At 71.6% G+C, this 26,631-nt stretch carries 29 protein-coding genes; 20 read left to right on the top strand and 9 right to left on the bottom strand.

The genetic code is table 11. From position 1 onward, the window contains the following. Nucleotides 1–167 precede the first annotated feature (167 nt). From AC2XR2_RS01570 to AC2XR2_RS01545, 6 genes are all read left to right on the top strand, one after another. Entirely contained in the window at nucleotides 168–1,826 is a 1,659-nt protein-coding gene (locus AC2XR2_RS01570) for a catalase (protein WP_491514008.1), read from the top strand. Nucleotides 1,827–1,994: 168 nt separating this feature from the next. Beyond that, the gene (locus AC2XR2_RS01565; RefSeq protein WP_491514007.1) at nucleotides 1,995–3,497 is read left to right on the top strand and encodes a diacylglycerol/lipid kinase family protein; all 1,503 of its coding nucleotides are present in this window, start codon (nucleotides 1,995–1,997) and stop codon (nucleotides 3,495–3,497) included. Continuing rightward, nucleotides 3,490–4,098 carry a phosphatase PAP2 family protein gene (locus AC2XR2_RS01560; RefSeq protein WP_449352232.1) on the top strand — a complete coding sequence of 203 codons (609 nt, stop codon included), beginning with the start codon at nucleotides 3,490–3,492 and terminating at the stop codon, nucleotides 4,096–4,098. The genes AC2XR2_RS01565 and AC2XR2_RS01560 overlap by 8 nt, the downstream gene beginning before the upstream one ends. Nucleotides 4,099–4,206: 108 nt before the next feature. Continuing rightward, nucleotides 4,207–4,443: a hypervirulence associated TUDOR domain-containing protein gene (locus AC2XR2_RS01555; RefSeq protein WP_491514006.1), complete on the top strand. Its 237-nt coding sequence runs from the start codon at nucleotides 4,207–4,209 to the stop codon at nucleotides 4,441–4,443. A gap of 10 nt (nucleotides 4,444–4,453) precedes the next feature. Continuing rightward, nucleotides 4,454–4,942 carry an MSMEG_6728 family protein gene (locus AC2XR2_RS01550; RefSeq protein ID WP_491514005.1) on the top strand — a complete coding sequence of 163 codons (489 nt, stop codon included), beginning with the start codon at nucleotides 4,454–4,456 and terminating at the stop codon, nucleotides 4,940–4,942. Nucleotides 4,943–4,960: 18 nt separating this feature from the next. Then, nucleotides 4,961–5,824 carry an oxygenase MpaB family protein gene (locus AC2XR2_RS01545; RefSeq protein WP_330269199.1) on the top strand — a complete coding sequence of 288 codons (864 nt, stop codon included), beginning with the start codon at nucleotides 4,961–4,963 and terminating at the stop codon, nucleotides 5,822–5,824. Between the two features lie 66 nt (nucleotides 5,825–5,890). Here the strand turns inward: AC2XR2_RS01545 and AC2XR2_RS01540 are convergent, their stop codons facing one another. Continuing rightward, nucleotides 5,891–6,946 (bottom strand): LacI family DNA-binding transcriptional regulator, encoded by a 1,056-nt coding sequence (locus tag AC2XR2_RS01540; RefSeq protein ID WP_381303399.1) that lies wholly within the window; start codon nucleotides 6,944–6,946, stop codon nucleotides 5,891–5,893. Between the two features lie 149 nt (nucleotides 6,947–7,095). Between AC2XR2_RS01540 and AC2XR2_RS01535 the strand changes: the two genes are divergently transcribed. The 4 genes from AC2XR2_RS01535 (at nucleotide 7,096) to AC2XR2_RS01520 (ending at nucleotide 10,428) form a co-directional block, all read left to right on the top strand. After that, nucleotides 7,096–8,214, top strand: a complete 1,119-nt coding sequence (locus tag AC2XR2_RS01535; protein ID WP_330269201.1) for a substrate-binding domain-containing protein — start codon at nucleotides 7,096–7,098, stop codon at nucleotides 8,212–8,214. 104 nt (nucleotides 8,215–8,318) lie between these two features. Beyond that, entirely contained in the window at nucleotides 8,319–9,353 is a 1,035-nt protein-coding gene (locus tag AC2XR2_RS01530; RefSeq protein WP_123758529.1) for an ABC transporter permease, read from the top strand. Continuing rightward, nucleotides 9,350–10,138, top strand: a complete 789-nt coding sequence (locus AC2XR2_RS01525; protein ID WP_381303396.1) for an ATP-binding cassette domain-containing protein — start codon at nucleotides 9,350–9,352, stop codon at nucleotides 10,136–10,138. Before AC2XR2_RS01530 ends, AC2XR2_RS01525 begins: the two co-directional genes overlap by 4 nt. Further along, nucleotides 10,135–10,428 carry a putative quinol monooxygenase gene (locus tag AC2XR2_RS01520; RefSeq protein ID WP_381303394.1) on the top strand — a complete coding sequence of 98 codons (294 nt, stop codon included), beginning with the start codon at nucleotides 10,135–10,137 and terminating at the stop codon, nucleotides 10,426–10,428. The genes AC2XR2_RS01525 and AC2XR2_RS01520 overlap by 4 nt, the downstream gene beginning before the upstream one ends. Nucleotides 10,429–10,742: 314 nt before the next feature. Here the strand turns inward: AC2XR2_RS01520 and AC2XR2_RS01515 are convergent, their stop codons facing one another. Genes AC2XR2_RS01515 through AC2XR2_RS01505 form a run of 3 tightly spaced genes read right to left on the bottom strand, consistent with a single transcriptional unit; the run spans nucleotide 10,743 to nucleotide 12,928 of the window. Next, on the bottom strand, nucleotides 10,743–11,483 hold the full coding sequence (locus AC2XR2_RS01515; protein ID WP_381303392.1) for an NAD(P)-dependent oxidoreductase: 741 nt from the start codon (nucleotides 11,481–11,483) through the stop codon (nucleotides 10,743–10,745). Nucleotides 11,484–11,519: 36 nt separating this feature from the next. Further along, nucleotides 11,520–12,164 (bottom strand): FMN-dependent NADH-azoreductase, encoded by a 645-nt coding sequence (locus tag AC2XR2_RS01510; protein WP_381303390.1) that lies wholly within the window; start codon nucleotides 12,162–12,164, stop codon nucleotides 11,520–11,522. 56 nt (nucleotides 12,165–12,220) lie between these two features. After that, nucleotides 12,221–12,928, bottom strand: a complete 708-nt coding sequence (locus tag AC2XR2_RS01505; protein ID WP_491514004.1) for a DsbA family oxidoreductase — start codon at nucleotides 12,926–12,928, stop codon at nucleotides 12,221–12,223. Between the two features lie 119 nt (nucleotides 12,929–13,047). On the opposite strand from AC2XR2_RS01505, the gene AC2XR2_RS01500 reads away from it, so the two are divergent. Further along, nucleotides 13,048–13,458, top strand: a complete 411-nt coding sequence (locus AC2XR2_RS01500; protein WP_491514003.1) for a winged helix-turn-helix transcriptional regulator — start codon at nucleotides 13,048–13,050, stop codon at nucleotides 13,456–13,458. 637 nt (nucleotides 13,459–14,095) lie between these two features. Here AC2XR2_RS01500 and AC2XR2_RS01495 read toward each other — a convergent pair. From AC2XR2_RS01495 to AC2XR2_RS01475, 5 genes are all read right to left on the bottom strand, one after another. Beyond that, nucleotides 14,096–14,425, bottom strand: a complete 330-nt coding sequence (locus AC2XR2_RS01495) for a hypothetical protein (RefSeq protein WP_491514002.1) — start codon at nucleotides 14,423–14,425, stop codon at nucleotides 14,096–14,098. Nucleotides 14,426–14,736: 311 nt separating this feature from the next. Next, complete coding sequence (locus tag AC2XR2_RS01490) at nucleotides 14,737–15,888, bottom strand: ABC transporter substrate-binding protein (RefSeq protein ID WP_491514001.1); 1,152 nt, start codon at nucleotides 15,886–15,888, stop codon at nucleotides 14,737–14,739. A gap of 123 nt (nucleotides 15,889–16,011) precedes the next feature. Beyond that, nucleotides 16,012–16,392 carry a nuclear transport factor 2 family protein gene (locus tag AC2XR2_RS01485; protein WP_330269223.1) on the bottom strand — a complete coding sequence of 127 codons (381 nt, stop codon included), beginning with the start codon at nucleotides 16,390–16,392 and terminating at the stop codon, nucleotides 16,012–16,014. A 38-nt stretch (nucleotides 16,393–16,430) separates the two neighbouring features. Next, nucleotides 16,431–16,847 (bottom strand): nuclear transport factor 2 family protein, encoded by a 417-nt coding sequence (locus tag AC2XR2_RS01480; RefSeq protein ID WP_491514000.1) that lies wholly within the window; start codon nucleotides 16,845–16,847, stop codon nucleotides 16,431–16,433. A gap of 2 nt (nucleotides 16,848–16,849) precedes the next feature. Further along, entirely contained in the window at nucleotides 16,850–17,656 is an 807-nt protein-coding gene (locus AC2XR2_RS01475) for an MBL fold metallo-hydrolase (protein WP_491513999.1), read from the bottom strand. 424 nt (nucleotides 17,657–18,080) lie between these two features. Between AC2XR2_RS01475 and AC2XR2_RS01470 the strand changes: the two genes are divergently transcribed. The 9 genes from AC2XR2_RS01470 to AC2XR2_RS01430 all read left to right on the top strand — a co-directional run bounded on the left by AC2XR2_RS01470 (nucleotide 18,081) and on the right by AC2XR2_RS01430 (nucleotide 26,542). Then, nucleotides 18,081–18,518, top strand: a complete 438-nt coding sequence (locus tag AC2XR2_RS01470; RefSeq protein ID WP_491513998.1) for a MarR family winged helix-turn-helix transcriptional regulator — start codon at nucleotides 18,081–18,083, stop codon at nucleotides 18,516–18,518. Nucleotides 18,519–18,712: 194 nt separating this feature from the next. After that, a complete protein-coding gene (locus AC2XR2_RS01465) occupies nucleotides 18,713–18,847 on the top strand; it encodes a hypothetical protein (protein ID WP_449352208.1) in 135 nt (44 codons plus the stop codon). A gap of 63 nt (nucleotides 18,848–18,910) precedes the next feature. Then, nucleotides 18,911–19,204 (top strand): hypothetical protein, encoded by a 294-nt coding sequence (locus tag AC2XR2_RS01460; RefSeq protein ID WP_449352207.1) that lies wholly within the window; start codon nucleotides 18,911–18,913, stop codon nucleotides 19,202–19,204. 214 nt (nucleotides 19,205–19,418) lie between these two features. After that, complete coding sequence (locus AC2XR2_RS01455) at nucleotides 19,419–19,559, top strand: hypothetical protein (RefSeq protein WP_491513997.1); 141 nt, start codon at nucleotides 19,419–19,421, stop codon at nucleotides 19,557–19,559. 48 nt (nucleotides 19,560–19,607) lie between these two features. After that, nucleotides 19,608–20,564 (top strand): Rieske (2Fe-2S) protein, encoded by a 957-nt coding sequence (locus tag AC2XR2_RS01450; RefSeq protein ID WP_491513996.1) that lies wholly within the window; start codon nucleotides 19,608–19,610, stop codon nucleotides 20,562–20,564. Next, the gene (locus AC2XR2_RS01445; protein WP_381305784.1) at nucleotides 20,548–21,090 is read left to right on the top strand and encodes a DUF1360 domain-containing protein; all 543 of its coding nucleotides are present in this window, start codon (nucleotides 20,548–20,550) and stop codon (nucleotides 21,088–21,090) included. Before AC2XR2_RS01450 ends, AC2XR2_RS01445 begins: the two co-directional genes overlap by 17 nt. 129 nt (nucleotides 21,091–21,219) lie before the next feature. Next, on the top strand, nucleotides 21,220–22,398 hold the full coding sequence (locus AC2XR2_RS01440) for a carboxylate-amine ligase (protein WP_491513995.1): 1,179 nt from the start codon (nucleotides 21,220–21,222) through the stop codon (nucleotides 22,396–22,398). Between the two features lie 170 nt (nucleotides 22,399–22,568). After that, entirely contained in the window at nucleotides 22,569–24,353 is a 1,785-nt protein-coding gene (locus tag AC2XR2_RS01435; protein WP_491513994.1) for an N-acetylglutaminylglutamine amidotransferase, read from the top strand. Beyond that, nucleotides 24,326–26,542: a S9 family peptidase gene (locus AC2XR2_RS01430; RefSeq protein WP_491513993.1), complete on the top strand. Its 2,217-nt coding sequence runs from the start codon at nucleotides 24,326–24,328 to the stop codon at nucleotides 26,540–26,542. Before AC2XR2_RS01435 ends, AC2XR2_RS01430 begins: the two co-directional genes overlap by 28 nt. Nucleotides 26,543–26,631 lie beyond the last annotated feature (89 nt).

Genomic DNA, 26,631 nt, shown 5'->3' with positions numbered 1-26,631 from the left:
GGGCCCGCACCCGCCCGGCGTGCGGGCCCACCCCGTCGCGAGAGCCGGCGTCCCACGCGTGAGTGGGGTGAGCCGACCGGGTACTCGGGTGATCCGCCACCCCCGGCCGGAGGACGCCCGTTGTGCGAGGGCCCGCCACCGGCCATGAACCGAAGGAGCCCTTGATCATGACGGATGTGTCCGGTACCGGTCCCGCTCCCGGCGACGACCGCGAGGTACTCACCAACCGCCAGGGCCACCCGGTCCACGACAACCAGAACCAGCGCACCGTCGGCGCCCGCGGGCCCGCCACGCTGGAGAACTACCAGTTCCTGGAGAAGATCAGCCACTTCGACCGGGAACGCATCCCCGAGCGCGTCGTGCACGCCCGCGGCGTCACCGCCTACGGCTATTTCGAGGCGTACGGCAGCTGGGGCGACGAGCCGATCAGCCGGTACACCCGCGCCAAGCTGTTCCAGGAGCGCGGCAAGCGCACCGACCTGGCCGTCCGCTTCTCCACCGTCATCGGCGGCCGGGACTCCTCCGAGGCCGCCCGCGACCCCCGCGGCTTCGCCGTGAAGTTCTACACCGAGGACGGCAACTGGGACCTGGTCGGCAACAACCTGGGCGTCTTCTTCATCCGGGACGCCATCAAGTTCCCGGACGTCATCCACGCCCTCAAACCCGACCCGGTCACCTTCGAGCAGCAGCCGCGCCGCATCTTCGACTTCATGTCCCAGACCCCCGAGTCGATGCACATGCTGGTCAACCTGTTCAGCCCGCGCGGCATCCCCGCGGACTACCGCCACATGCAGGGCTTCGGCGTCAACACGTACAAGTGGGTCAACGCCGAAGGGCGGACCAAGCTGGTCAAGTACCACTGGATGCCCAAGCAGGGCGTGCGCAGCATGACCGAGGAGGACGCCGCCAACGTGCAGGCCGACTCGCTCGGCCACGCCACCAAGGACCTCTACGAGGCCGTGGCCCGCGGGGACCACCCCGAATGGGAGCTCCTGGTCCAGATGATGGACGACCACGACCATCCCGAGCTGGACTTCGACCCGCTCGACGACACCAAGACCTGGCCCGAGCAGGACTTCCCGCCCAAGGCGGTGGGCCGGATGGTGCTCGACCGGATGCCGGAGAACTTCTTCGCCGAGAACGAGCAGATCTCCTTCGGCACCGGAGTCCTCGTCGACGGCCTGGACTTCTCCGACGACAAGATGCTCGTCGGCCGGACCTTCTCCTACAGCGACACCCAGCGCTACCGGGTCGGCCCGAACTACCTCCAGCTCCCTGTCAACCAGGCCAAGAACGCCGAGGTGCGCACCAACCAGCGCGACGGCCAGATGACGTACCACGTGGACGGCGGGGGCGAGAACCCGATCGTCAACTACGAGCCGTCCATCACCGGCGGCCTGCGTGAGGGCCAGTACGCGACCGAGGACGAGCAGGGCCCGGAGATCCGCGGGCGGCTCACCCGCAAGCGCATCCCCCGCACCAATGACTACCTCCAGGCCGGGCAGCGCTACCTGCTGCTGGAGGACTGGGAGCGCGACGACCTGGTGAAGAACCTCACCGGCCTGCTCGCGCAGTGCGACCGGCCCGTGCAGGAGCGCATGGTGTGGCACTTCCTGCTGGTCGAGAACGAGCTGGGCCTGCGGGTGGGTGACGGGCTCGGCATCAGCCCGGAGGACGTCGCCGGCCTGGAGCCGCTGGCCTCGCAGGACCTCACCGACGAGGACCGCAAGCGGCTGTCGAACCTCGGCAAGAACCCGCCGCGTGACGTCGAGGGCCTGACCATGACCCACTGCGTCCCGGACGGGCGGCATGTCGTGACCCGCTGAGGGCATCCGCAGTCCTGTGCGGGGGCGCCCCGGTCCTGCCCGGGCATGAGATCGTGGGGCCACCACGCCGTACGGATCATGGAGGGGTGAGGCGGGGCAGGTTCCCGGGCGTGGGGACGAGGTGCCACACGCGCGGGCCAGGCCCCGCACCGGACTGCCCGAGGGATCATGAACGCTACGAGAGCGAACGACGAGGCCGTGCCGGACGGCTCCCGCCTCGAGGCGCAGAACCTCGCCCGGCTCGCTCTGCTCTGTCTGGCGGGAGTGGTCGCGGCGGTGGTGGCGGCGGGCCAGTGGCTGCTGCTGTTGCTGGGCCTCGTCGGCATCGCCCTGGCCGGTGCCGGCCTGTGGTGGGCCGTGGCGCACCGGGGGATCGCGCGGGTGTGCGGCGCCCTGCTGGCGTTGGCCGCTCCGGTCGCCGTCCTGGTGCTGTACGCGGTCTCCGGTCTGTGGCCGTTCGCCGCGGTGGCGCTGGGACTGTGGGGCGCGGCGCTGGCCAGCGCCCGGAGCGCACTGCGCCGGCTCCGCGCGCCGCGAGGCAGGCGGTCCCGCTCGGTCCGGCCCCCGCGCAGACCCGTACTGATCATGAACCCCCGGTCGGGCGGCGGCAAGGTCGGCGAACACGGTCTGGTGGAGCGGGCCGAGGCCCTGGGCGCCAGGGTGATCCTGCTCGACCTGGACAGCGACCCGGATCCGGCGGCGCTGGCGCGCAAGGCCGTCGCGGAGGGCGCGGACCTGCTCGGCGTGGCGGGCGGTGACGGGACCCAGGCCCTCGTGGCGGCGGTGGCCGCCGAGCACCGGCTGCCCTTCATGGTGCTGTCCGCCGGCACCCGCAACCACTTCGCGATGGACCTGGGCCTGGACCGCGACGACCCGGCCGCCGGCCTCGACGCCCTCACACACGGAGTGGAGATCCGCGTCGACCTGGGCGAGGTGGCCGGGCGGCCCTTCGTCAACACGGTCTCCTTCGGGACGTACGCGGAGATCGTGCAGAGCCCCGAGTACCGGGACGCCAAAGCGGCCACCGCCCTGGAGCGGCTGCCCGACCTGCTGGGCGGCGAGGGCGGTGCGCGGCTGACGGCGACCGTGGGCGCGCAGCGGCTCGAGGAGCCGCAGGCCCTGCTGGTGAGCAACAACCCCTACGCGCTGGGCGATCCCCTGGGCGCCGGGCGCAGACCACGCCTCGACGGGGGCGAACTCGGCGTGGTCGCCGTACGCATCGCGAGCGCGGCACAGGCCGCCGAACTGGCGCTGCGGGGTGAACGGGCCAGCGGTATCACCACGCTGACCGCACGGCGCGTGACCGTCGAGGCGGACACGGAGCTCATCCCGGTGGCCGTGGACGGGGAGGCGCTGATGCTGCCCCAGCCGGTGGTGTGCACCGTACGGCCGGGAGTCCTGCGGATGCGGGTACCACGGCACCGTCCGGGAGCGCCGTACACCGCCCCGTCGGTGGACTGGCGCCGCGTCGTCCGGCTGGCTTTCGGCCGAACCTCCCTCCCGACCGACAAGAATCAGGCCGACGGGCAGCAGGCCGACAGGAAGCAGGCCGACGCGAACCGGGGCGACACCGACCGGGGCGACACCAGACGGGCCGACACCGACCGGGCCGACATGAACCGGGCTGACATGAACCAGGCCGACAAGAACCAGGAGCAGAGCGATGCTTGACCGACCCCAGTGGGACCAGCGAGTCGCCCGGGACCTGTTGCGCGATCTCGCCGCCCTCGACCAGGCGCTGTACGAGGCGGTGACCGTCACCCGGACACCGACCCTGGACTACGCGCTGCGCCGGCTGTCCGCGGCGGCGGACCACTCCAAGATCTCCTTCACGGTCGCCGGACTGCTGGCGCTGTTCCCCGGCCGGCCCCGGCGCGCCGCCGCGCTCGGGGTCGCGGCCATCGGGGTCGCCTCCGCCAGCGCGAACCTGCTCGGCAAGCGCCTGGTGCGACGGCCGCGTCCGCACCGGGCCGTGGACTCGCCGTTCCCCGGACGGCATGTGCCCATGCCGGAGTCGGCGTCCTTCCCCTCCGGCCACACCGCGTCCGCGGTCGCGTTCGCCGCGGCGGTGGGACCCGCCCTGCCCGTCGTCACCGTGCCGCTCGGCCTGCTGGCCTGCGCGGTGGGCTACTCACGGATCCACACCGGCGTGCACTACCCGGGCGACGTGGTCGCCGGCGCCGTCCTGGGCACCGGCGCGGCCGCGGTCGTCCTCGCCACGGTCGGCCGACAGGGACTGGACCGGCGGGGACTGCTGGACCGGCGGAGCTGAATCCGAACACCGCCTTCGACGGGAAGCAGAGGAAGGAGAGCGAACAGAGGAGCAACGAGCAACCGATCCGCCGGCCGCAGTCGACCGGTGCGCCACGGAGGAACCACCATGACGAAGAAGCGCGACGACAAGGAACAGGGCGAGAAGCTCACCCAGGGCGACGAGGTCACCTGGAGCAGCCACGGCGGCACCGCCGAGGGGCAGGTCGAACGCAAGATCACCCGACGCACCGAAGCCGCCGGCCGCACCGTGGACGCCTCGCCCGAGGACCCGCAGTACGAGGTGCGCAGCGCCAAGTCCGGCCGGACGGCGGTCCACAAGCCGTCCGCGCTGCGACGCAAGTGAGCCGGTCCCGATGCAGACGTTCCTGCCCGACCCCGACTTCCGGCGGTCGGCCCTGCTCCTTGACCAGCGCCGGCTGGGCAAGCAGCGGGTCGAGGCCCTGCAGGTCCTGCGCGGTCTGACCGTCCCCGGCTACGGCTGGCGCCACCACCCGGCGGTCCGGATGTGGACGGGGTACGAGGAGGCGCTCGTACGGTACGGCCTGGAGGTCTGCCGGGTCTGGTGCGAACAGGGACACCAGGACACCTGCGCCGCCTCGCTGCTCGCCGGACTGCCCGCACTCCGCCCCGGCACCGCGGTGCGCGACCAGCCGCGACTGAACGCCGACGGCGAACTGCCGCCCTGGCTCGGCGACGAGGCCTTCCACGAGAGCCACCGCTCGGCACTCGTCCGCAAGGACCCGCAGACCTACGCCGACCTGTTCCCGGACACGCCCGACGACCTGCCCTACGTGTGGCCCGCCTCGGACCGGGACCCGCGGCACGCGCCCGCCGAGCGGTAGGGCGAGGGGAGACCGATCATGCTGACCGCGGTCCGTGAACAGATGGGCCAGGCCCTGTTCCGCCGGGTCGCGGGCCCCGACGGACCGGCGAACCGCGCCCGCATCCACGACACCCCCGGCCCGCGCTGGTTCGCACCGGACCGCCCCGTCCGCACGGTCCACGGCGACGCCTCGATGTTCATCGGCGGGCTCAGCGCACTTCTCCTCCAGTCCCTGCACCCGCTCGCCATGGCGGCGGTGGCAGGCCACTCCGGCTTCCGCGGCGACCCGTGGGGCCGCCTCCAGCGCACCAGCACCTTCCTGGCCGTGACGACCTACGGCACCGCCGAGGACGCGCAGCGCGCCGTCGACCAGGTCCGGGCCATCCACGACCGCATCCGCGGGACCACGTCCGAGGGAGTGCCGTACCACGCGGCCGACCCGCACCTGCTGGGCTGGGTCCACGCCGCCGAGACGGAGAGCTTCCTGCGCGCCCACGAGCGGTACGGCGCCCGTCCGCTGGACGCCGCGGGCTACGACGCGTACGTCGCCGACACCGCACGCGTCGCGGAGGCCCTCGGCGTCATCGCCCCGCCCCGCGACCGCCGTGAACTGTCCGAACGGCTGACCGCCTACCTCCCCGAACTGCGCGCCACCCCGGAGGCCCGGTCAGCGGCCCGTTTCCTTCTCCTCCGACCCCCGCTCCCGCTCGCGGTACGCCCCTTCTACGGCGGCCTGGCCGCCAACGCGGTGTCCCTGCTCCCCCTCTGGGCCCGCCGCATGCTGTGGCTGCCCCACCTGCCCCTCGTCGAGCCCCTGGCGGTACACCCCACCGGCCAGGCCCTGACCCGGGCCATCCGCTGGGCCATGACACGCCCCCAGCGTCCCTCGCCGGGCTCCTAGAACACCGGGTGGTCGTACCGGCCGTCGGAGTCGTCGCAGGCGATCACGACCGGTCCTCCTCCCTGTTCAGCCCCCGGGCGCCCCCGCCGGGATCTCGCCGGAGCCGCGCTCGATCAGCCGGGTCGGCACGGTGACGGTCCGGGTGGGTGCCTCGTCACCGTCCAGCCTCCGGAAGAGCGTCTCCGCGGCCCGCTTGCCGAGTTGTTCGACGTCCTGGGCGATGACCGAGACGCCCGGGCTGAGGATGTCGGCCAGCGGGAAGTCGTCGAAGCCCACGTGGGCCACGGAGTGCTGCAACCCCAGCGCGCGCAGGGCGCGAACGGCCCCGATGGTGAGCAGGTTCTGGCTGGTGAACAGCGCCGTCGGCGGGTTCGGCAGCGACAGGAACTCCTCGGTCGCGGCCATGGCGGCCGCCTCACTGGCCTCCACATGACGCACGATCTCGTCGTCGCACTTGACGTGCGCGACCTCCAGCGCGTGCCGGTACCCCTCGAATCGCAGCGCGGCGGTGGGGATCGACGCCCGGTCGCCGAGGTAGGCGATCCGGCGGTGTCCCGCCCGCAGCAGATGCTCGACGGCGGTCACCGCGCCCTGCCGGTTGTCGGAGACCACGGCGTCCGCGTCCAGCAGACCGGCCTCGCGGTCCACGAAGACCATGCAGGTCCCGGACCGCTGCTCGCTGATCAGGTAGCTCTGGTCGCGCCCCGCGGGGACGATCACCAGCCCGTCGACCCTGCGGTCGACGAGCGCCCGCGCCAACTCCCGTTCCCTGGCCGGGTCCTCGTCGAGACTGCCGACCAGCACCAGCACACCGCGCTCCCGCGCCACGTTCTCGACGGTGCGGGTCAGCGCGGCGGAGAAGGGGTTCGCGGCGTCCTCGACGAGCATGCCGATGGTGGCCGTACGACCGTCCCCGCGCCGCAGGCTGCTGGCCGTCAGGTTGGGCCGGTAGCCCAGCTGGTCGGCGGCCGCACGGACCCGGGCGACGATCGCCGGGTCCACCGTGGGGACGCCGTTGACGACACGCGAGACCGTCTTGATCGCCACGCCGGCCAGGGCCGCCACCTCACGCATCGTGGGACGGCTGCGGGGGGACCGCGGCGGAGGTTCGCCCTGAGTCATCGTTGTCTCCAGCCGGGTCGCGCGTTACTCACTCGTTGCCGACGTATGTCTACCAGCCCCTTGACGCCCTCGTCCATATGGGTCCAGCATCCCCGTCAGTCAACGTTGTCTCAGCGTCGGCCAAGGGACGGCTCCGAAAGGGATCAGCTATGAACTTCTCCAGCAGCCAGGTGTCGGGCCGCCGCAGTCCGCGCGTCCGTGCGGCAGCGATCGGCGTCACCATGTGCCTCGGCGTCACGCTGGCGGCCTGCGGTTCCTCCGACAGCGGCTCCACGGCGGGCAGCGGCGACAAGGTCGGGGTCTCGCTGATCCTGAAGACGCTCACCAATCCCTACTTCGTGAGCATGCAGAAGGACGCCAAGGCCCAGGCCGCCAAGGACAACGTGGACCTGACGGTGGCCGCGGGCAGCTCCGACGGCGACACCCAGACCCAGATCACCGCCGTCGACAACGCCATATCGCGCGGCGACAAGGGCATCCTCATCACCACCAACGGCGACGCCGTGAACGCCGCCCTGAACCGCGCCAAGCAGGCCGGCCTCTTCGTGATCGCCCTCGACACCGCGCTCAACCCGGCGAGCACCGCCGACATCACCTACGCGACGGACAACGAGCAGGCCGGCAAGCTCGACGGCCAGTACGCGGCGGCGGCACTGGACGGCAAGCCCGCCGTCATCGCCATGCTCGACCTGTTCAACAACCAGGTGGTCTCCGTCGACATCCAGCGCGACCACGGCTTCCTGGAGGGCATGGGCATCGACCCGGGCAGCAAGACCGAGAACGGCAAGGAGGCCAAGTCCGGCAAGTACACCGGCGGCAAGGGCGGCACGTACACCATCGCCTGCCACCAGCCCACCCAGGGCGCCATCGACGGCGGGCGCACCGCGATGGAGAACTGTCTGTCGGCCAACCCGGACATCAACGTCGTCTACGCGATCAACGAGCCCGCCGGTGAAGGCGCGTACAACGCCCTCAAGGCCGCGGGCAAGGAGAAGAACGTCGCGATCTACGCCATCGACGGCAGCTGCTCCGGCCTGAAGAACGTCACCAGCGGCAAGTTCGCCGCCGACGCCGTGCAGTACCCCGGCAAGATGGCCGCCCTCGGCGTGAGCTCCATCGCGAAGCTGGCCCGCGGCGGCAGCAAGCCCAGCGTCACCAACGGCAAGTCGTTCTACGACACCGGAACCGCGCTCGTCGCGAACAAGGCCCTGGGCGGTCTGACCGTCCAGTCCCCGGAGCAGGCCGCGTCCGCCTGCTGGGGCAGCTGACGCCCGAACCCCGGTGCGGCGCCGGCGGCCGTCAGCGCGCCGGCGTCGCACCCGCACCACCCGAACCATGAGCCGTACCGGGGAAGACAGCGGAAGGACCCCCTGTGACCACTCACGTGGACAGTCAAGCCACACCGGCACCGGCGGAGGAGTTCCTCAACCGGCCCGCCACCCTCAGCCAGCGCGTCCACTCGGTGCTGCACCGCCAGCCGGCGCTCAGCCCGGCGATCGTGCTGGTGCTCGCAGCCATCGTGTTCTCCCTGGTGAACGACCGCTTCTACGCGCTCCAGAACCTCTCGCTGGTGGCCCAGCAGGTGGCCGTCATCGGGACGCTCGCCGTCGGCCAGACGGTGATCATCCTGACCGCGGGCATCGACCTGTCGATCGGCGCCGTCATGGTGCTCGCCTCGCTGCTGATGTCGAAGCTGGTCGCCGACAGCGGCTGGCCCGGCGGGCTCGCCCTGCTGGCCGGAGCCGTCGTCGCGGTCGCCGCACAGGCCGTCAACGGACTGCTGGTGACCAAGGTCAAACTGCCGCCGTTCATCGTCACCCTCGGCACCCTCAGCGTCTTCACCGCGATCACCCTGATCTACGCCAAGGGCCAGACCATCTCCCTTCAGCCGGGCAACCTCCTGATGTGGAGCGGCCAGACGATCGCCATCGGCCAGCTGAACCTGACGTACGGCGTCCTCCTGATGATCGCCCTGTACGCGGTGGTCGGCTACGCCCTGCGCTACACCGCCTGGGGCCGTCACCTGTACGCCGTGGGCGACGACATCGAGGCCGCCCGGCTCGCCGGCATCTCCGTCAACCGGGTGCTGCTGAGCGCCTACATGCTGGCCGGCGTCACCATCGCGGTGGCGGCCTGGGTCCTGGTCGGCCGGGTCGGCGGCGGCGACCCCAACAGCGGGCTCAACGCCAACCTCCAGTCCATCACCGCCGTGGTGATCGGCGGCACCAGCCTGTTCGGCGGACGCGGCGTGGTGTTCGGGTCGCTGATCGGCGCGCTCATCGTCCAGGTCTTCGTCAACGGGCTCGCCCTGGCCGGGATCGACCCGAACTACCAAGTCCTCGCAGTCGGCGTCCTGGTGATCGCGGCTGTCTCCGTCGACCAGTGGATCCGGAGTGTGAAGTCGTGACGACCGCCACCGCCCCCGTTCTCGAGGCCAAGGGCCTGGTCAAGGTCTTCGGCCGGGTCGTCGGCCTGAACGACGTCGACCTCACCCTGCACCCCGGCGAGGTCCTCGCCGTCATCGGCGACAACGGCGCCGGCAAGTCCACCCTGATCAAGTGCCTGTCGGGCGCCCTGGTCCCGGACAGGGGCAGCATCTTCGTCGAAGGCCGGGAGGTCACCTTCAAGCGGCCGCAGGACGCCCGCGACGCCGGTATCGAGACCGTCTACCAGACCCTCGCCGTGGCTCCCGCCCTGGACATCGCCAGCAACCTCTTCCTCGCCCGCGAGATCCGCCGCAAGGGCGTTCTCGGTTCGGTGTTCCGCATGCTCGACACCGGCGAGATGAAGAAGCAGGCCGCCGACCACATCAAGCGGCTCGGCATCGGCACGCTCCAGAACATCAACCAGGCGGTGGAGACGCTCTCCGGAGGCCAGCGCCAGTCGGTGGCCGTCGCCCGGACCGCGGTGTTCGGCGGCCGGGTCGTCATCCTCGACGAACCCACCGCCGCGCTCGGCGTCCGCGAGACCGGCCAGGTCCTCAAGCTCGTCCGCGACCTGCGCGACCAGGGCCTCGGCGTCATCCTCATCAGCCACAACATGCCGAACGTCTTCGAGGTCGCCGACCGCATCCACATCCAGCGCCTCGGCGGCTGCGCGGGTGTCATCACCCCCGACGCCTACTCGATGGAGGACGCGGTGGCCATCATGACCGGCGCGAAGAAGATCAGCCGTGAGGACGCGGCGTCATGACGAAGACCCTGTACGCCGAGTTCACCGCCCGCGAGGGAGCGGCGGCCGAAGTCGCCCGCCTGCTGCGGGAGTACGCCCTGAAGGTCCGTGCGGAGGAAGGCAACCTCGCCTTCGACGTGTACACCAAGTCGGAGGCCCCGCGCGCCTTCTGGATCTTCGAGGCGTACCGGGACGAGGAGGCCTTCCGAACCCATCTGAAGGCCCCCTACGGCGGCCCCTTCAACACCGCCCTCACCTCGCTCATCGAGGAGGCCGCCTCCGTCCTGACCCACCTGGACTCGGTGGACTGAGCGTCCGGGGGAGACCCGGCGCGTCCTCCGCAGGTGCACCCCGCCCCCCGGCACGCGGTGTGCGTACGCTCCCGGCCGGGAGGTGGGGCATGGCCGGCCGCAGCGTTGACCTCGCAGGGCTCCTGGCTCGCAGTGGAGGCGATCGAAGTGGACGCCTTCCGGCACGAGCAAGCGGGGACACCTTCTGCTGGGCGGCTGTGGCGGGTAGTTGACGACGAAGCCGTACACCGGCCTTCTCCGAGGTAAGACCATGTCCACATGTGATGGAAGCGTGCGGTCGGTTCACGGATGGCCCTCGTCAGCAACCGGCACCGTCAGGCGCTGTCCATACCGCGTTGTTCACCGGGGGTACGTCGGCGGTCGGCCGGCAGGTGCGGCGTGGCCGCTCCGGCTCCTCGTGTGTTCCAGACCAAGGGGGCTCTGCGGATCCATGCGTCGTCCTCGATCGTCTGGACGAGGAACTGGGCGAGGTCGGCGCGGTTGATCCGTGCGCCGGGCTTCTCGGTGCCGGCCTCGGCGGCCCGTACGGGACCGCTGAGGAGCTTGCCGGTGAGGGTGACGGCGCGGGCCAGGGTCCAGTCGATGCCGGACGAGGCGCGGACGAGCTGGTCGACGCCGGTGTGGTCCTCGAAGCCCGCCTTGATGTTCGACCGGTTGATGAACGCCTTGACCAGCGGGTTGAGCCGCGCCCAGTCATCACCGGCGCCCTGCGTGGACGTCAGCACGATGCGGGGTATGCCCTGTTCGCCCATGACGGTGAGCGTGTTGCGGGTGGCGTCGGTCATGAACATCGGCGGGCTGACCGGCTTGGCCCACGGGTTGTCGGAGGCGCGGGAGTTGTTCAGCGCGCTGATCACCGCGTCGGTGCCTTCGGCGGCCCTACGGATGTCGTCGATGTTGGCGGGGGTGCCCTGGATCAGCTCGATACCGGCCGGTGCTTGCACCTTGTCGGGGTTGCGAACGAGGGCGCGGACGCGGTGGCCGCGCCGGGCGGCGTGCTCCAGGACGTGGGCGCCGGTGCGGCCGCTGCCGCCGAGGACCAGGAAGTTGCTCATGGTGATCAAACGCCTTTCGGGCGGTTCAGGGGTGGATCAGGCGGCCTGTCGGCCGGTCAGGGCAGAGCCCAGGCGGCGGGCCTCGTCGTGCGCCTTGGTCAGGGACGCCTCGTGCATCGGCAGCAGCGGAGCCATCATCGGCACGTACGGGGCCATGGTCAGTTCGGGCAGGACCGTCGTCAGGTCGAGGCCGAGGTTGGTCGGGTGGCCCAGGACGGTTTCCAGCGTGGGCACGAGGTGGTCCATGCCGTGCTTGGGGGCGCCGGGGCCGTAGCCGCCGCCGCGTGCGGAGATCACGGTGGCGGGGCGGCCGAGGGTGGGAGGGGGGCCGTCGAAGTTCAGGGTGCGCCCGGCGACCATGATCTGGTCCAGCCATGCCTTGAACACGGACGGCATCGTGAGGTTGTACATCGGCACGGTGAAGAGGTAGGCGTCGGCGCCGAGGAACTCCTCGATCAGCTCGTCCTGGACTGCCGCGGCCTTCGCCTGGTCGGGGGTGTGCTCGGCGGGGTCGGTGGTGCGGGCGGTGATGCCCGCCGCGCTGAGGTGCGGGGCGGGGGAGACGGCCAGGTCGCGGTGGACGACCGCGCCGTTCCACTCGTCACGGAAGGACCGGGCGACCTGACGGGAGACGGATGCCTCGTCGAGCGAGGAGGCGTCGATGTGCAGCAGGTAGGACATGGAGATTCAGCCTTTTCGAAATGACCAGGGGTGGGTCGGGGAGTGACCGGTGAAGGTCAGCTGTGTGCCGGTACGGCGCAGCCGTCGGGGCCGCAGACCGGAGCGTCGCCGTCGGTGGTGAGGGGGTGGGACTCGTCCCAGGCGGTGCGCAGCACGTGGAGAAGGCCGTCGCTGTCCTGGGCCCCGGGGATGCCGTACTTGCCGTCGACGACGATGAAGGGCGCGCCGGTGGCTCCCAGGCGCTGGGCGCGGGCGGCATCGTCGCGGACCTGTCGCTGGTAGCGGTGCTCCGTGAGCGCCCGGCGGGTGCCCTCGCGGTCCAGGCCGACCTCCTGGCCCAGGTCGAGCAGGTCGTCCATGGTGAAGACGGGGCGGGCCTGGCCGAAGTAGGCGCGGAAGATCGCGTCCCAGGCCTCGCGGTTCCTGCCCTCGGCGGAGGCGTGGGCGAGGAACTCGTGCGCCAGGTCGGTGTTGCCGACCAGGTTGTCCAACACCTTGTAGGGGGTGAGCCCCTCGGCCGCGGCCAGCGCCTCGATCCGACGCGTGGACGCCTCCGCCTGGGAACCGCCCATGCCGTGCCGGCGCAGCAGCGCGTCACGGACGCCGAACGTCTCACCCACGGGGAAGGAACTGCTCAGCGGGAACGAGTGGTGGACGACTTCCACCTCCTCGCCGTGCTCGAACCGCTCCACGGCACGGTCCAGACGGTGGCTGCCCAGCCCGCACCAGGGGCAGGTGACCTCGGCCCAGATGTCGACCTTCATGACGCGCCTCCCGTGCCTACGCTTTGATTCCTACGTTTTGTGCGTAGCGCCATGATGGGCCAGTATGGAAGTCGATACAAAAGGCACATCGGTGTTCGTGCCGGAGAGGAATGTGCGTCATGGAGGTCAGCGGCAGTTCGGGCGGCGCGGCGGCGGTGGGGCCCTGTGCCAGCATCCCCGCCGAGCACATGGAGTTCATCCGGCAGGTCCTCGACCGCGTCGGCGACAAGTGGAGCCTGCTGCTCATCGCGGTGGTGGAGGCCGGCCCGCTGCGCTACACCGACCTGCAGCGCCAGGTCCCCGGAATCTCCCAGCGGATGCTCACCCTCACGCTCCGCCAGCTCCACGAGGACGGTCTGATCACCCGCACCGCATACGCGGAGGTTCCACCGCGCGTCGAGTACTCCCTCACCCCGTTGGGGCGCGGCCTCCACGAGATCGTGACCTCCCTGATCGGCTGGGCCACCGACCACCACGACGAGATCCGCGCGCACCGGGCCCGCGCAGCGGCACCAGCAACCCGGCCCTGACCGCAGGATCGGCGATCGGCGATCGGCTGTAGGCGCCGGGTGCAACGCGGATGCTCGACGTATCGTCGAGGAGACATCAGGCAAGGCGGCAGACCTTGCTCGGCATGTCGGTGTGACGTGACGAACGTACTTATGAAGCGGGCGCGTTGCGCGAAGGCGGGCATCGAGTCTCGACTTGTCAGCCTGCCGGCCCATATACGACGGCTGAGCCGGCGGAGACCCTCCAGTCCCTCTCACGGACCGCCGAAGTACAGAGCCTCCGCAAGCCGGTCGCGATGCTCCTGCTCACCCGGGACGCCACTATGCGCGGCGAAGACGTCAAGCCAGGGGGCGTCGTGATCGACGCCGGATACAGCCCTGGCATCGTGCCGCTGCCAGACTTGGCGGACACCTCCACGCGCCTGCTCCTAGCCGGCTGGCCATGCATGTGTGGACCGCCTGTGGCGTACTCTCCCGAGCCGTGTGGCCGACAGCGAAGCCGTCCTGGTCGAGCCGGAGCAGGCCCTCCTGAAAACGCCTGCTTCCCGTGGCGCGGCAGTACGCACTTCCTCAGGGCTCTCCCTCACCGCTGCGGCTGAATGCGGGCCGAAGATGGCACTGGGGCATGCCGAAGGGGCGGGTGCGTAGGCCACACCGGTCAGCTCCTCGGACAGCATCCACAGGCGGCGTGCGGTGTCAGGGCCTCCGCCGCAGGGGCGGGGCGGACGACCGTGGGATGTCCGCGCAACTCCTTCCATCCGTCGGGGCCGAAGAACCGCCCGATCTCGACGTCCTGGGCGAACAGCCGATTGGCGTGGGCGCCTCCCACCCGGAACAGGCCGGTCGGGCCGGTGTGCTGGAGGTTGGTGGCTGTGATCCCGGGGTGGGCGAGCAGGCTGCGCACCGGACTGCGGGCCGCGCAAAGCCTGCGGTCGAGTTCCGGGCCGAAGAGGACGCTGGCGGACTTCGACTGGTCGTAGTACTTCACGCGCTGGTACTTCCGGGCGCCGGAGAAGGTCGTCGAAGTGGATCTGCCCGCCGTGATGCCCGATCGAGCTGTGGGGCCCGGCACCGAACCCGGCACCGACGTCGGCCCCCTCACCAACCCGACACTGTCACTACCAACGACGATCCGCGACGAACCCACCGGACAGATCATGAGACCGCGAAGTACTGGGGAGGAACGTCGGCAGGGCCGGAGTCGCTGCGTCTGTCCGTCGCCTGTAAGGCGCCCGGGAATCGGAGGGCCGCCGACCCATCGCGCGGGGGAGCGCGGGGCCCGGCGGCACCGGTCAGCGGTCAGGCTCCGGGGTGCAGCCCGAGCCAGCCCGGTGAGGGGTCGCCCTTCACCTCACCGAAGTACAGGGCGAAGGTCTGCTTCCAGCGCTCGATCGCCGCGCGGTCGGCCATGAAGCGCGGGAAGCCGTCGAGGTTGCCGTTGGGGTACTCCCAGACGGGCTTCAGCCCGGTCGGCGGGGTGACATCGGTGCGGACCGACCAGCCGTTCGTGGCGGCCTTCTGCTGCTCGACGGAGAGCCGCCAGTTCAGGTACAGCTTGGCGGCGGTGGGGTTCTTGGCCTGCTTGAGGATCGCGGCCCGCTGTCCCCAGGACATGAACGGCGCCTCCTCGGGCAGCACCCACTTGACCGGCCCGGTGGACAGTGGCGCGCCGGAGCCGCCGATGCCGATGGCCTTCTGGCCGCTGCTGACGGCCGCCGACGGGGTGTAGCTGCCGCGGGCGAACTGAAGGTCCTGGGCGGCCAGTCGAGCGAGCCAGTCCCAGCCGTACTTCTCCACGTAGAGGGTGTAGAGGTAGAGGACCGCGTCGTCGTCGTGCGGGTACGAGGAGGCGATCTTCCCCTTCCAGCGGGCGTCGGCCAGGTCGAGCGGGCCGCTGGGGGTGTCGGAGCCGACCGCGGCGGGGCCGTACATGTAGCTGAAGGCGCTGACCTGGACGGCGACCCACGCGCCGTGCGGGTCCTTGAACGGAGCGTAGAGCTTGGAGAAACCGGCCGGCTTGTAGGCGAGCAGGCGGCGTTCCTGCTTCCAGCGCACGAAGTCCTGCACGGTCTGCAGCTGTACGACGTCGGGTATCAGGGTGTCGGTGGCGAACTGGTTGTCGACGCGGACGTCGTGGAACTTGCTGTAGTCGACGACCACCGTCAAATCGATGTCCGGGAATCGGCTCTTGAAGCCGTTGCGGATCCCGTCCGCCTGGCTGGAGATGTCACCGCCGGCGTAGATCACGAGCTTGCCGCCCTCCGCGAGGGCTGCCTGGTAGAGCTCGTCAAGAGTCCGGGTCTCCTCGGTGCCGCCCGATTCCACGCGGCCCGCGGCGGCTTGGCCGGTGGCGGCCCGAGCGGGGGTGACGGAGGCAGCGGCGACGCCGAGACCGAGAGCGGCACCCGCTCCGGTGGCAAGCAGGCGGCGTCGGCTGGGAAGGCTGGTCATGGTGGGGGGGAGCCTCTCTGTCTGTTCTGTTCGGTTGTCTGTGTCGTGCGGCTGGACCACGGCAGGCAGGCGGAGCAGACGGCGCCCGGATAAGGCACGGGTGCCGTGCTGCTGCCGTGGGGGTCAGAACATGGTGTTGTCGTTGGCGCTCTTCTCGGGGACTTCCTGGATCACGTCCCAGTGCTCGACGATCTTCCCGTCGGCGACGCGCCAGAAGTCGGCGACGGCCATGCCCCGGTCGCCGGGCTTGAGGTGCAGATTGCTGTGGGTCACCACGAGGTCCCCTTCGGCGATCACGCGCTTGATGTCCAGGCGCAGGTCGGGGAACTGCCCGCGCAGCCAGTGCACATAGCCGACGAAGGCCTGCGGGCTGTCCTGCGCCTCGGGGTTGTGCTGGGTGTAGGTCTCGCCGAGGTACGCGGCGGCGGCCTGCTCGGGCTGGTAGTCGTTGAAGGCCTGCTCGTAGAACGCGACGACGAGTGCCTTGTTGTCGGCTGCGGACATGTGGATCTCTCCTGCCGTGCAGTGATGCGGTCGGGTGTTCAGGCGGTCATGGCGTCGCGGACGAGGGCGGTGTCCACGAACTGTTCGAAGCGGACGATGAGTCCGCCGCGGACGACGAAGTGGTGGGCGACGCGGACGTCGATCGGCTTGCCGGTGGCCTTGTTGGTGGCGGTGTAGCGGGCGAGGACGACGACGTTCTCGCCGTCGGCGACGTAGGTGTCGTCGTGGGCGGTCCAGCCGTCCCAGTCCTTGGCGAGTTGTTCCATGACGTGGGCGGTGACGCCGTCGGGGGTGCGGTAGGTGCCGGCCAGGGGGAAGCCGGCCATCTCGGTCCACTCGACGTCGGGGGCGAGGGTGGCGCGCAGGGCGTCCAGGTCGCCGGCGGCGGAGGCCAGGTACTGGCGGCGGACGACGTCGGCGGGGGCGGTGGAGGTGGCGAAGGGGGTGTCGGTCATGGTCAGCCCCACTTCATCTCGCCCTTGGCGACCTTCGCGCCGATCTGGGCGGCGATGAGCATGCCGTTGCCCGGATAGCGGGCCACCAGCGCCTCGGTGAGCGCGGCGCCGTCGGCGGCCTTGCCCAGCTCCTCCTCGAAGGTGATCAGGTACTCGCGGGTGGCGGTGATGGCGGAGGCGTCGGCGGCGGTGTCGGGCAGGCGGTGGCCGGGGACGACCAGGTGCGGGTCGAGGGCGGCCATTTCGTCGAGCAGGTTGATCCAGGTGGTGCGGGATTCGGGGGTGGGGGTGTCGGCGACCCAGACGTGTTCCTGCTGGAAGAGCAGGACGCCGCCGAGGAGGGCGCGGTGTTCGGCCTGCCACAGGTAGTGGCGGTCGGGCAGGCCGGCCGGGCCGCCCTTGAGCTGGAAGGTGTGGCCCTCCAGGGTGATGTCACCGTCCAGCGGTGTCAGGTCTACCAGGCGGGTGGGCAGGTTCGGGCCGAGCGCGGCCCAGGCCTTGAGCTTGCCCTCGTAGGAGTGGGCGATGTGCTCGATGACGATCGGGGTCGCGACGAAGACGGCCTCAGGGAAGGCGTCGGCGACGACTTCGGCGCCGAAGTAGAAGTCCGGGTCGGCGTGGGAGATGAAGACTGTGGTGAGTGTCTTGCCGGAGTCGAGGATCTCGGCGGCCAGACGGTGCCCGTCGGCGCGAGTGAACCCCGCGTCCACCAGCAGCGCCTCCCGCTCACCGGTGACCAGGGTCGCGGTCTTGTTCTTGCTGCCGGCCGGGAAGTCCAGGTCCAGGACCTTGAAGGAGAGAGTGCTCATGCGTGCTTCCTCGGGTGAGGGGTGATGGTCGGGGAAATCGCCTCGCGGCGAGGTGTACGACGTGAACCGGGTCGAGAGGGGCAGCCCGTGTCGAGCAGGGGTTCAGCCTTGGGCGCCCTGCAGGTCGCGCCCCCACGGACGTCGCTCCGCCCGCCGGCCGCAAGACGACGAGCCGGTCGCCTTCGGCCACGGCCTGCCGGTACAGCGTCCGCAACCGGGCCTCCTCGCTTGAGCCGGTCCGTTCGGCGGTGAAGGAGGTGGCGGTGTCCGCCGAAGGCGGCCAGGACGCGCTTTCCCATGGGACGGACTCCACATCTGCGGGGTGGACACGGTGAAGTATCTGCCGATGCAGACAATATATCTGCTACAACAGATATTGCAACGGCAGATTCTTCCGATCATGCCCTTCTGTCATCCTTGAGGAGTGAGCGAGCAACTGGTGAACGACGACGACGTGACACTCTTCGGTCTCTTCGTGGAGGCCTACAGCCGTATCAAGCCCCTGGTGAACCGTGATCTCGGCATACCCCAGACCTGGTTCGAAGTGCTGCTGCGACTGGGCCGCACCCCCGGCCACCAGCTCCGCATGACGGACCTGGCAGAGGCCGTGTCCTTCAGTTCGGGCGGCTTCACCCGGCTCGCCGACCGCATGGAGAAGGAAGGGCTCATCCGCCGCGACCCCGATCCTGCCGACCGACGAGCCGCACTCGCCGTACTGACCGACAAGGGCGGTGAGGCGCTCAACCACGCACTGACCGCCCACGTCTCCCACCTGCGAAACCACCTCGCCGGACCGCTCTCAGCCGAGGACCGCCGCCACCTCGAACGCATCCTGCGCACGCTCCGCGACGCGAACGCGTAAGTTCCTGCCTTGATCCCAATCCACGGCTGGATCATCTGAGTTGTGCGGGCTGACAAGGCGGCTGGGACCGTTGCCGGGTGCGGGCATGTCGTCCGCTACGGGCGTCGCGGAACGGCGTCGTGCAGGCGGCGGGTCCATTGATTGGGCTCTGTGATCTGTGGGGGGGGTGTTCGGACTCCAGCCGAAGACCGATCGTGGCAAGCACGCTGCGATACCTGCTGCCCGGTGTCGGGGAAACCGTCATCGGTGCGGACAGCACCCTGACCGAGACGGTCGGCCGCATCATGGTCGACTCCGGCCTGTCCCACCTCCCCGCACTCGATCGCTGAACGCCGAGCGCCCCGTGTGTCATCCGTCCGGTGGACCTCCTTGATCGGGGTACACGGCCCCGCATGACACACACTGACGACCCCACGGCGGCTCGCGCCGCGCGGCAACTGCGGCGCATGCGGAACTTCTACGCGGCCGGTGTCGCCCTGTGGACGGCATCGTCGGCCTGGACGACGTGGGATTCCCCCGGCAGCCGGCCCATGTGGACCTCCCTGCTGCTCCTTGCCGTCTTCACCGCGCTGCTGGCCATGGCCTGGCGGTGGCTGCGGAACCTCGAGCCCACCGGCCCGGCCCGACCCACCCACCGCCTCGCCACCTCCGGCCGGCCCGGACGCCATGCCCTGTCCAAGTCCTGACCGCCTCGGGTCGTCACCTTCAGTGCCCGTGCCCCCGCCGGGCTTGCCGGCAGCTACCGGGGTACTCGCTGGCCTTGGCGCTCACCGCGGTGCCCCGGCGGCAGTGCCGAGCCGCACGGCTGAAAGGTGACCCCATGACGGGCAGGAAGTCCCCCTGGATGGCAGCCGCCGGACTTGCCGGGGCCGCCGTCGTCGTACGAAAGGCCCGGACGCCGTGGCCGGCGACGGACAGCGCCGACCGCTGGCTGGCCGTGACCGTCAACTGCGCACCCAGGACGAGGCGCCCCGCGCGTACGACATGTTCAAGCAGAAGACGGACGGCTGTGTGCGTGCGGTCATCAGGCCGGGCGGCTGAACTCCCCGTCCTCGTTTGCGGCACGTGCAGGGGGAGACCCGGCTGCCCATGAGCGACCGACGACGTCATCCACGTACACGAGAGAACCGTGTCCTGCGGCTGTTCGACCGGCTGGAACGGGAGGAGCGGCCGGACCCGGTGATCGACGCCCTCGGAGCGGGGGTACGGTCCCTGCCGCTGGGGCGCGGCCGGGACGTGCTGCACGGAAAGTGGCTCGGGCACCCCGTCCACCCCCTGATGGTGCAGGTGCCGATCGGCAGCTGGCTGTCCGCCGCGGTCCTCGACCTGCGCGGGGACCGCTCCCGTGCGGCGGACCTGCTGGTGGGCGTAGGTCTGGCCGCGGCCGCCCCCGCGGCCCTGACGGGCGCCGTGGACTGGGCGGAACTGCAACGCCCGCAGATGCGTGTCGGACTGGTGCACGCGCTGTCCAACACAGCGGCCGTCGGCCTGTACACCGCCTCGCTCGCCTGCCGCGCCACTGGCCGCCGGCGCGCGGGACGGACCCTGGGCTTCCTGGGCCTGATGGCCGTGGGAGCGGGCGGCATGCTGGGCGGCCACCTCGCCTACCGGCAGGCCGCCGGCGTCAACCACGCCGAGGCCGTACCCCACCTCGTCACGCCGGGCTGGCACCCGATCGGCGCGCTGGACGACCTCCCGCCCGGCCTGCCGGTACGGCGCAGCGTGGACGACGTACCGCTGATGGTGCTGCGGGAGACCGACGGAGCCGTCCACGCGCTCGCCGACCGGTGCAGCCACCTCGCGGGACCGCTGTCCGAGGGGACGGTGTCCGAGGGCTGCGTCCAGTGCCCCTGGCACGGCAGCGTCTTCCGCCTCACGGACGGTCTGAACGTCCGCGGCCCGGCCATCGCGCCCCAGCCCGCCTTCGAGGCACGGGTCACCGAGGGGCAGGTCGAGGTGCGCCTGCGCGGCCAGGAAACAGACGACACGGACGGCGGTGAGCCGGAGCGGAACCTGAGCGAGGCAGACCATGAGCACATCCACTGACACTCGCCTCGGCCGACGGGCACAGGCGTTCCTCCGGCGCACCAGCCGCACCTACGCGGGCACCCACGACCGGCCCCTGCGCGGATACCTCGCGGCCATGACGGCGTTCGGCGCCTACACCGCGGGCTGGGCCACGCTCGTACGGCTCCGCGGGCGCCCCCTGCCCGACCGGCCGCAGCCCTGGGACGTGCTCCTGACCTCGGTGGCCACGTTCCGGCTGAGCCGGCTGATCAGCAAGGCGTCGGTGACGAGCCCGCTGCGCGCCCCCTTCACGACGTATGTCGGTCCGCAGGGCCCCGCCGAACTGCACGAGGAAGCACAGTCCGAGACCGGCAAGGACACCGTGGGCGAGCTGATGACCTGCCCGTACTGCATGAGCGTGTGGGTGGCGTCGACCCTGACCGCGGGCCAGCTGCTGTGGCCGCGCGCGACCCGCACCGCGATGGGCGCGGCGGCGGCGCTGGCCGGGGCCGACGCATTGCAGCTGGCGTACGGCGCCCTGGTCGGCAAGACCACCGACAGCTGACCGTATAACCCGCCCATCTGCGGATGATGTTCTCCAAAAGTGCATAGCGCGCTTATTCCTCGATCTTCTGGGCACTCGGGGGTCACCCCTGTGACCGGCGGGACCTTTGCCGACAGCCGAGGAGTGAACGTGGACACGCGCATCGGTGTAGAGGAGGAGTTCCACATCCTGGAAGTGGAGAGCGGGCTGCTCGTGCCACGGGCCGACGCGGTCCTGCGCCGGCTTCCCCGGCGCACCTTCACCACGGAACTGCACCAGTCCACCGTGGAGTCGAACAGCGGGGTGCACGCGTCCCTGGCCGGCCTGTACTCGGACCTCTCCAGAACCAGACGCCGGCTCGACGCGGCCGCCTCCTCGCTGGGACTGGCGGTGGTGGCCGCGGGCACGGCACCCCTCGCCCCGGCCGTCTCCGGGCACCCCACCGCCGACGCGCGCTATCACCACATGGTCGAGGAGTACCGCCGGGTGGCGGACGAGCAGCTCATCTGCGGGGCCCAGGTCCACGTGGACATACCCGACCGCGACACGGCCGTGGGGGTGATGTGCGCGATCTCGCCCTGGCTGCCCGCCCTGCTGGCGCTGTCCGCCAGTTCACCGTTCTGGCAGGGGACCGACACCGGCTACGCCAGCTGGCGCACCCTGCTCTGGCAGCGCTGGCCGACCGCCGGTCCCGTCGGCTGCTTTCGGAGCGCGGCCGACTACGACGCCGCGGTGCGCGACCTGGTCCGGACCGGCGTCATCAGCGACCCCGGAATGATCTACTACGACGTCCGCCCCTCCGCGCATCTGCGGACACTCGAACTGCGCATCTGCGACGCCTGCCCGCGGGTGGAGACCGTCGTGCTCGTCGCCGGACTGTTCCGCGCCCTGGTGTCCGAGGCCCTCGAACTCCGCGCGGCCGGTGCCGCGAGCTGCGACGGCCGGCACGAATGGCTGCGCGGCGCCTCCTGGCGGGCCGCCCGGTCCGGCCTGGAGGGTGCCCTGGTGGATCCCCGGACCCACCAGGAGGCCCCCGCCGCCGACGTCGTCCGCGGACTGCTCGCCCGGCTGCGTCCCGCGCTGGAGGCCCACGGCGACTGGGAGACGGTCAGGGATCTGACCGAGGCGGCCCTGGCGGAGGGCAGCGCCGCCGAGCGCATGCGCCGCAAGGCACGCGAAGAGGACCTGCTGGCCTGCACCGACCTGCTGATCGCGGAGACCCGCGGCGAGCGGCGGCACCGCAGGCCGGCCTCCGTCGTCCGTCGGAAGGTCCGGCGTTTCGCCCCGGGCCGGGCGGGTTCCGGGGCCCCTGAGGTCCTGGGCAGCTGACCCCGCTCCACGCGGCGCGGCCGCCCGGCCTTCCACCTCTGTCCGACAAGCACCGAGGAAAGGTTTTCGTCGATGTCCAGCAATTCCGCCCGGGTCGCGGCCGGCAGGCGCGGCCCGGGATCCCCGTCCCGGCTCGTGACCGAGGGCTACCGGGAAGGGGGCGGCGCCTCATGTGCGGTCTGAGCGGCGAGATCCGCTTCGACGGGGGGCGGCCCGACCTCGCGGCCGTCGAGCGCATGAGCGACCGGCTCGCCGCCCGCGGACCCGACGGCCAGGGCATCTGGACCCGGGGCGCGGTGGCGCTGGGGCACCGACGACTGAAGATCATCGACCTGTCCGACTCCGGCGCCCAGCCGATGACCGACGCCGACGGCGAGATCACCGGCGTCTTCAACGGCTGCGTCTACAACTACCAGGAGCTGCGCGAAGAGCTCAGGCGCCTCGGGCACCGCTTCGCGTCGACGTCCGACACGGAGGTGGTGCTCCACGCCTACCGCCAGTGGGGGACCGCCTGCGTGGAGCGCTTCTACGGCATGTTCGCCTTCGCCCTCGTCGAGCACCGCACCGGGCGCCTCGTGCTGGGCCGCGACCGGCTGGGCATCAAACCGCTGTATCTCGCGCCCGCCCCGGGCCGGTTGCGGTTCGCCTCCTCCCTGCCCGCCCTCCTGGCGGCCGGAGACGTGGACACCTCGATCGATCCGGTGGCCGTCCACCAGTACCTGAGCTGGCACGCCACGGTCGCCCCGCCGCACACCGTCCTCAACGGGGTGCGCAAACTGCCGCCGGCCACCGTGCGGGTGGTGGAACCCGACGGCAGCCACCGGGACCACCGCTACTGGCAGCCGTCGTACACCCGGCGCGCCGAGGACCTGGGGATGGGGCCCGACGAGTGGCGTGACGCGGTGCTGGAGGCGCTGCGCACGGCCGTACGCCGCCGGATGGTCTCCGACGTACCGGTCGGCGTCCTGCTCTCCGGCGGTCTGGACTCCAGCCTGATCGTCGCCCTGCTCGCCGACGAGGGCCAGCGCGACCTGAAGACGTTCAGCGTGGGCTTCGAGGCCGAGGGCGGCGAGGAGGGCGACGAGTTCCGCTACTCCGATCTGGTGGCCCGGGAGTTCGGCACGGACCACCGCCGGATGACGGTGCCCTCGCAGCGGGTGTCGACCGCCCTGGACGGCGCCGTCGCCGCGATGAGCGAGCCGATGATCAGCCACGACGTGGTCGCCTTCCACCTGCTGTCCGAGCAGGTCGCCAAGGAGGTGAAGGTCGTCCAGAGCGGGCAGGGCGCCGACGAGGTGTTCGCCGGATACCACTGGTACCCGGAGCTGGCCGCGGTCGCCCGGGAGGAGGAGCCGCAGCGGTACGCCGAGACCTACTTCGACCGTCCCCACGCCGACCTCGCCGGCGTCCTCCAGCCGCACATGCTGCTCCCGGACGACGTGTCGGGCCGCTTCGTCAGGGAGCACATGGCACGTCCCGGCGCCCAGACCGCGCTGGACGCCGCACTGCGGCTGGACACCCACGTCATGCTCGTCGACGACCCGGTCAAGCGCGTCGACAACATGACCATGGCCTGGGGACTGGAGGCCCGCGTGCCCTTCCTCGACCACGAACTGGTGGAGCTGGCCGCGGCCTGTCCGCCGGAGCTCAAGCTCGCGGACGGCGGCAAGGGCGTGCTCAAGGAGGCCGGCCGCAAGCTCCTGCCGCGGGAGATCGTCGACCGGCCCAAGGGCTACTTCCCCGTCCCGGCCATCCGGCACATGGCCGGCCCCGTCCTGGACCGGGTGCGCGAGGCGCTCGAGGCGCCCGAGGCCAGGAAGCGGGGGATCTTCCAGGAGCCGTACGTGGCCGAACTCCTGGCGGCACCCGACGAGCACCGGACCAAACGAGGCGCCAACGCCCTGTGGCAGGTGGCACTACTGGAGATATGGCTGCAGACGCACGGAATCACGTGACCGGCGACCCCGGCACCCGGACCCCGCCCGCACCGGAGCGGGGGCCTGCCCGCACCGCGGTGCCCGCACCGGCGCACCGGCCCGAGGGCGGCGCGTCGCCCGCACCGGAGTGGGGGCACGCCCGCGCCGCGGCCCCCGCCCCCATGGCGTTGCCCGAGGCGGAAGGCCCCCGGGACGCCGTCACCCGGCTGCACGCCCACGGCTGCTGGTACCCCTCGGCAGGTCCCGACGGCACCGAGGCCGCGTTCATCTGCGACCGGGGCGGCGTCCCCCAGCTGTGGGCCGGGCCCGTGGACGGGGAGGGCGTCCGGCTGCTCGACTCCTCCCCGGACCCGGTGAAGGAGGTGTCCTGGTCGCCCGACGGCCGCTGGATCGCGTACACCACCGCCCCGGGCGGCGGTGAGCACTCACGCGTGCTGTGCGTGCGGCCCGACGGCACCGGCCGCCGCCTGCTGGCCGGTGCCGACCCGGACACGTCCGCCTACCTGGGCTGCTGGGCCCACGACGGCTCGGCGGTCGCCGTCACCCTGACCGCACCGGCCGCCTCCCGCGCCCAGGGGGACGGCCGGTGGCAGCCGCCGGACCCCGCCGGGGTCAACCGGCCGGCCCGGGACGGCCGGACGAACAGCGCCGGGACCCACTGGACGGCCCGGGACGGCCGGGCGACCCTCCTCGGCACCACCGCGTACGCCGTGGGGCCGGGCGGGACCCCGGCGACGACCTGGCCGGGCGGGGGCCTGTCCGCCTACCTGGTCGATCCCGACGGTCTGGCTTCGCCCGTACTGCTCGCCACGGAACCGGACGCTCCCACGCTGCGGGTGTGCGACCTGACCCGCGACGGCCGGCTGGCGCTGCTGCGCCGGGGCCCGCGCGGGCGCCGGGAGGCGGTCGTCCGGCGCCTCACCGACGCGGTGACGACCTTCACCCTGCCGGTCGCCGACGGCGACCACTGGATCGGCCGGTTCTCGCCCGACGGTCGGACGCTGTGGCTGCGCAGCGACGCCGAACGGGAGTACGCGGCGCTGTTCGCCGTCACTCTCGACGCCGACGGCATGCCGCTCGGCAGGACCGTCGTCGCGGAGCGCGCGGACAGCGGCCTCGACCTGCTGACGGTGGCCCACGACGGCCGGACGGCCGTGCTGGCGTGGAACGTGCGGGGCGCCAGTGAGCTCGACGTCGTCGAGACCTCCGCCGGGTACGGCATCGCGGGCACCACCGGACCGGCGCGGCCGGTGCCGCTGCCGCACGAGGTCGTCACCAGGGTCGCGGCGGCCGGGACGGGACGGCTGCTGCTGGCCCTGTCCGGTTCCCAGCGCCGCCCCGGGGTGTGGTGGGCCGAGGGCGTGTCCCTGCTGCGCACCCCGTGGTCCTCCCGGGACGAGGACGCCGTCCCGCCCGGCCGCGCGCCCGTACGCCCGGTCCTGACGCGCCTCACCGCCCGGGACGGACTGCCCCTCGGCGGCTGGTACTACCGCGCCCCGGGACGCGCCCCGCACCAGCCCGCGCCCTGTGTGATCCACCTGCACGGCGGCCCCGAGGACCAGGAACGCCCCGTGTTCGACCCGCTCTACCACGAGCTGCTCGGGCGCGGCCTCGACGTCTTCGCCCCCGACGTCCGGGGCTCCGGCGGACACGGCCGGTCCTTCGTCGACGCCGACCTCGGCACCGGCCGCTTCGCCGCCCTCGACGACGTCGCGGACTGCGCCGCGCACGCGGTCACGGCGGGCCCCGCGGACCCCACCCGGCTGGCGGTGATGGGCCGCTCCTACGGCGGCTATCTGACCTTCGCCTCCCTCGTGTGGCACCCGGACCTGTTCCGCACGGGCGTCGCCGTCTGCGGCATGTCCGACCTGCTGACCTTCTTCGCCGGCACCGAGCCCTGGATCGCGGAGTCGGCGGCGCACAAGTACGGCCACCCCGAGCGCGACCGTGAACTGCTGCGCGCCCTGTCCCCGATGAGCCGTATCGACGCCCTGCGGGCCCCGCTGCTCGCCGTCCACGGCGAACACGACACCAACGTGCCGCCGGGGGAGTCGGAACAGTTCGTGCGGGCCGCCCGGGAGCACGGGGTCCCCGCCGAACTCCTCGTCCTGCGCGACGAGGGGCACGACTTCCTGCGCGCGGACAACCGGCGCCTGTTCCGCCGGGCCGCCGCGGACTGGATGGAGCGCCACCTGTACCCCTTCTGACCCCTCAGGGGCTGTTCCGGGCGTTTCGGCACGCGTCTGCGGTCAACACGGTGTGCAGACCGAGTGGGCCGTACGGCTTCGCCGTCTGG

It is taken from the genome of Streptomyces sp. LS-MS-L19 (genome assembly GCF_058382285.1).
Note: the sequence above shows the minus strand (reverse complement) of the source record. Positions and strands in the feature narration are given on the sequence as shown.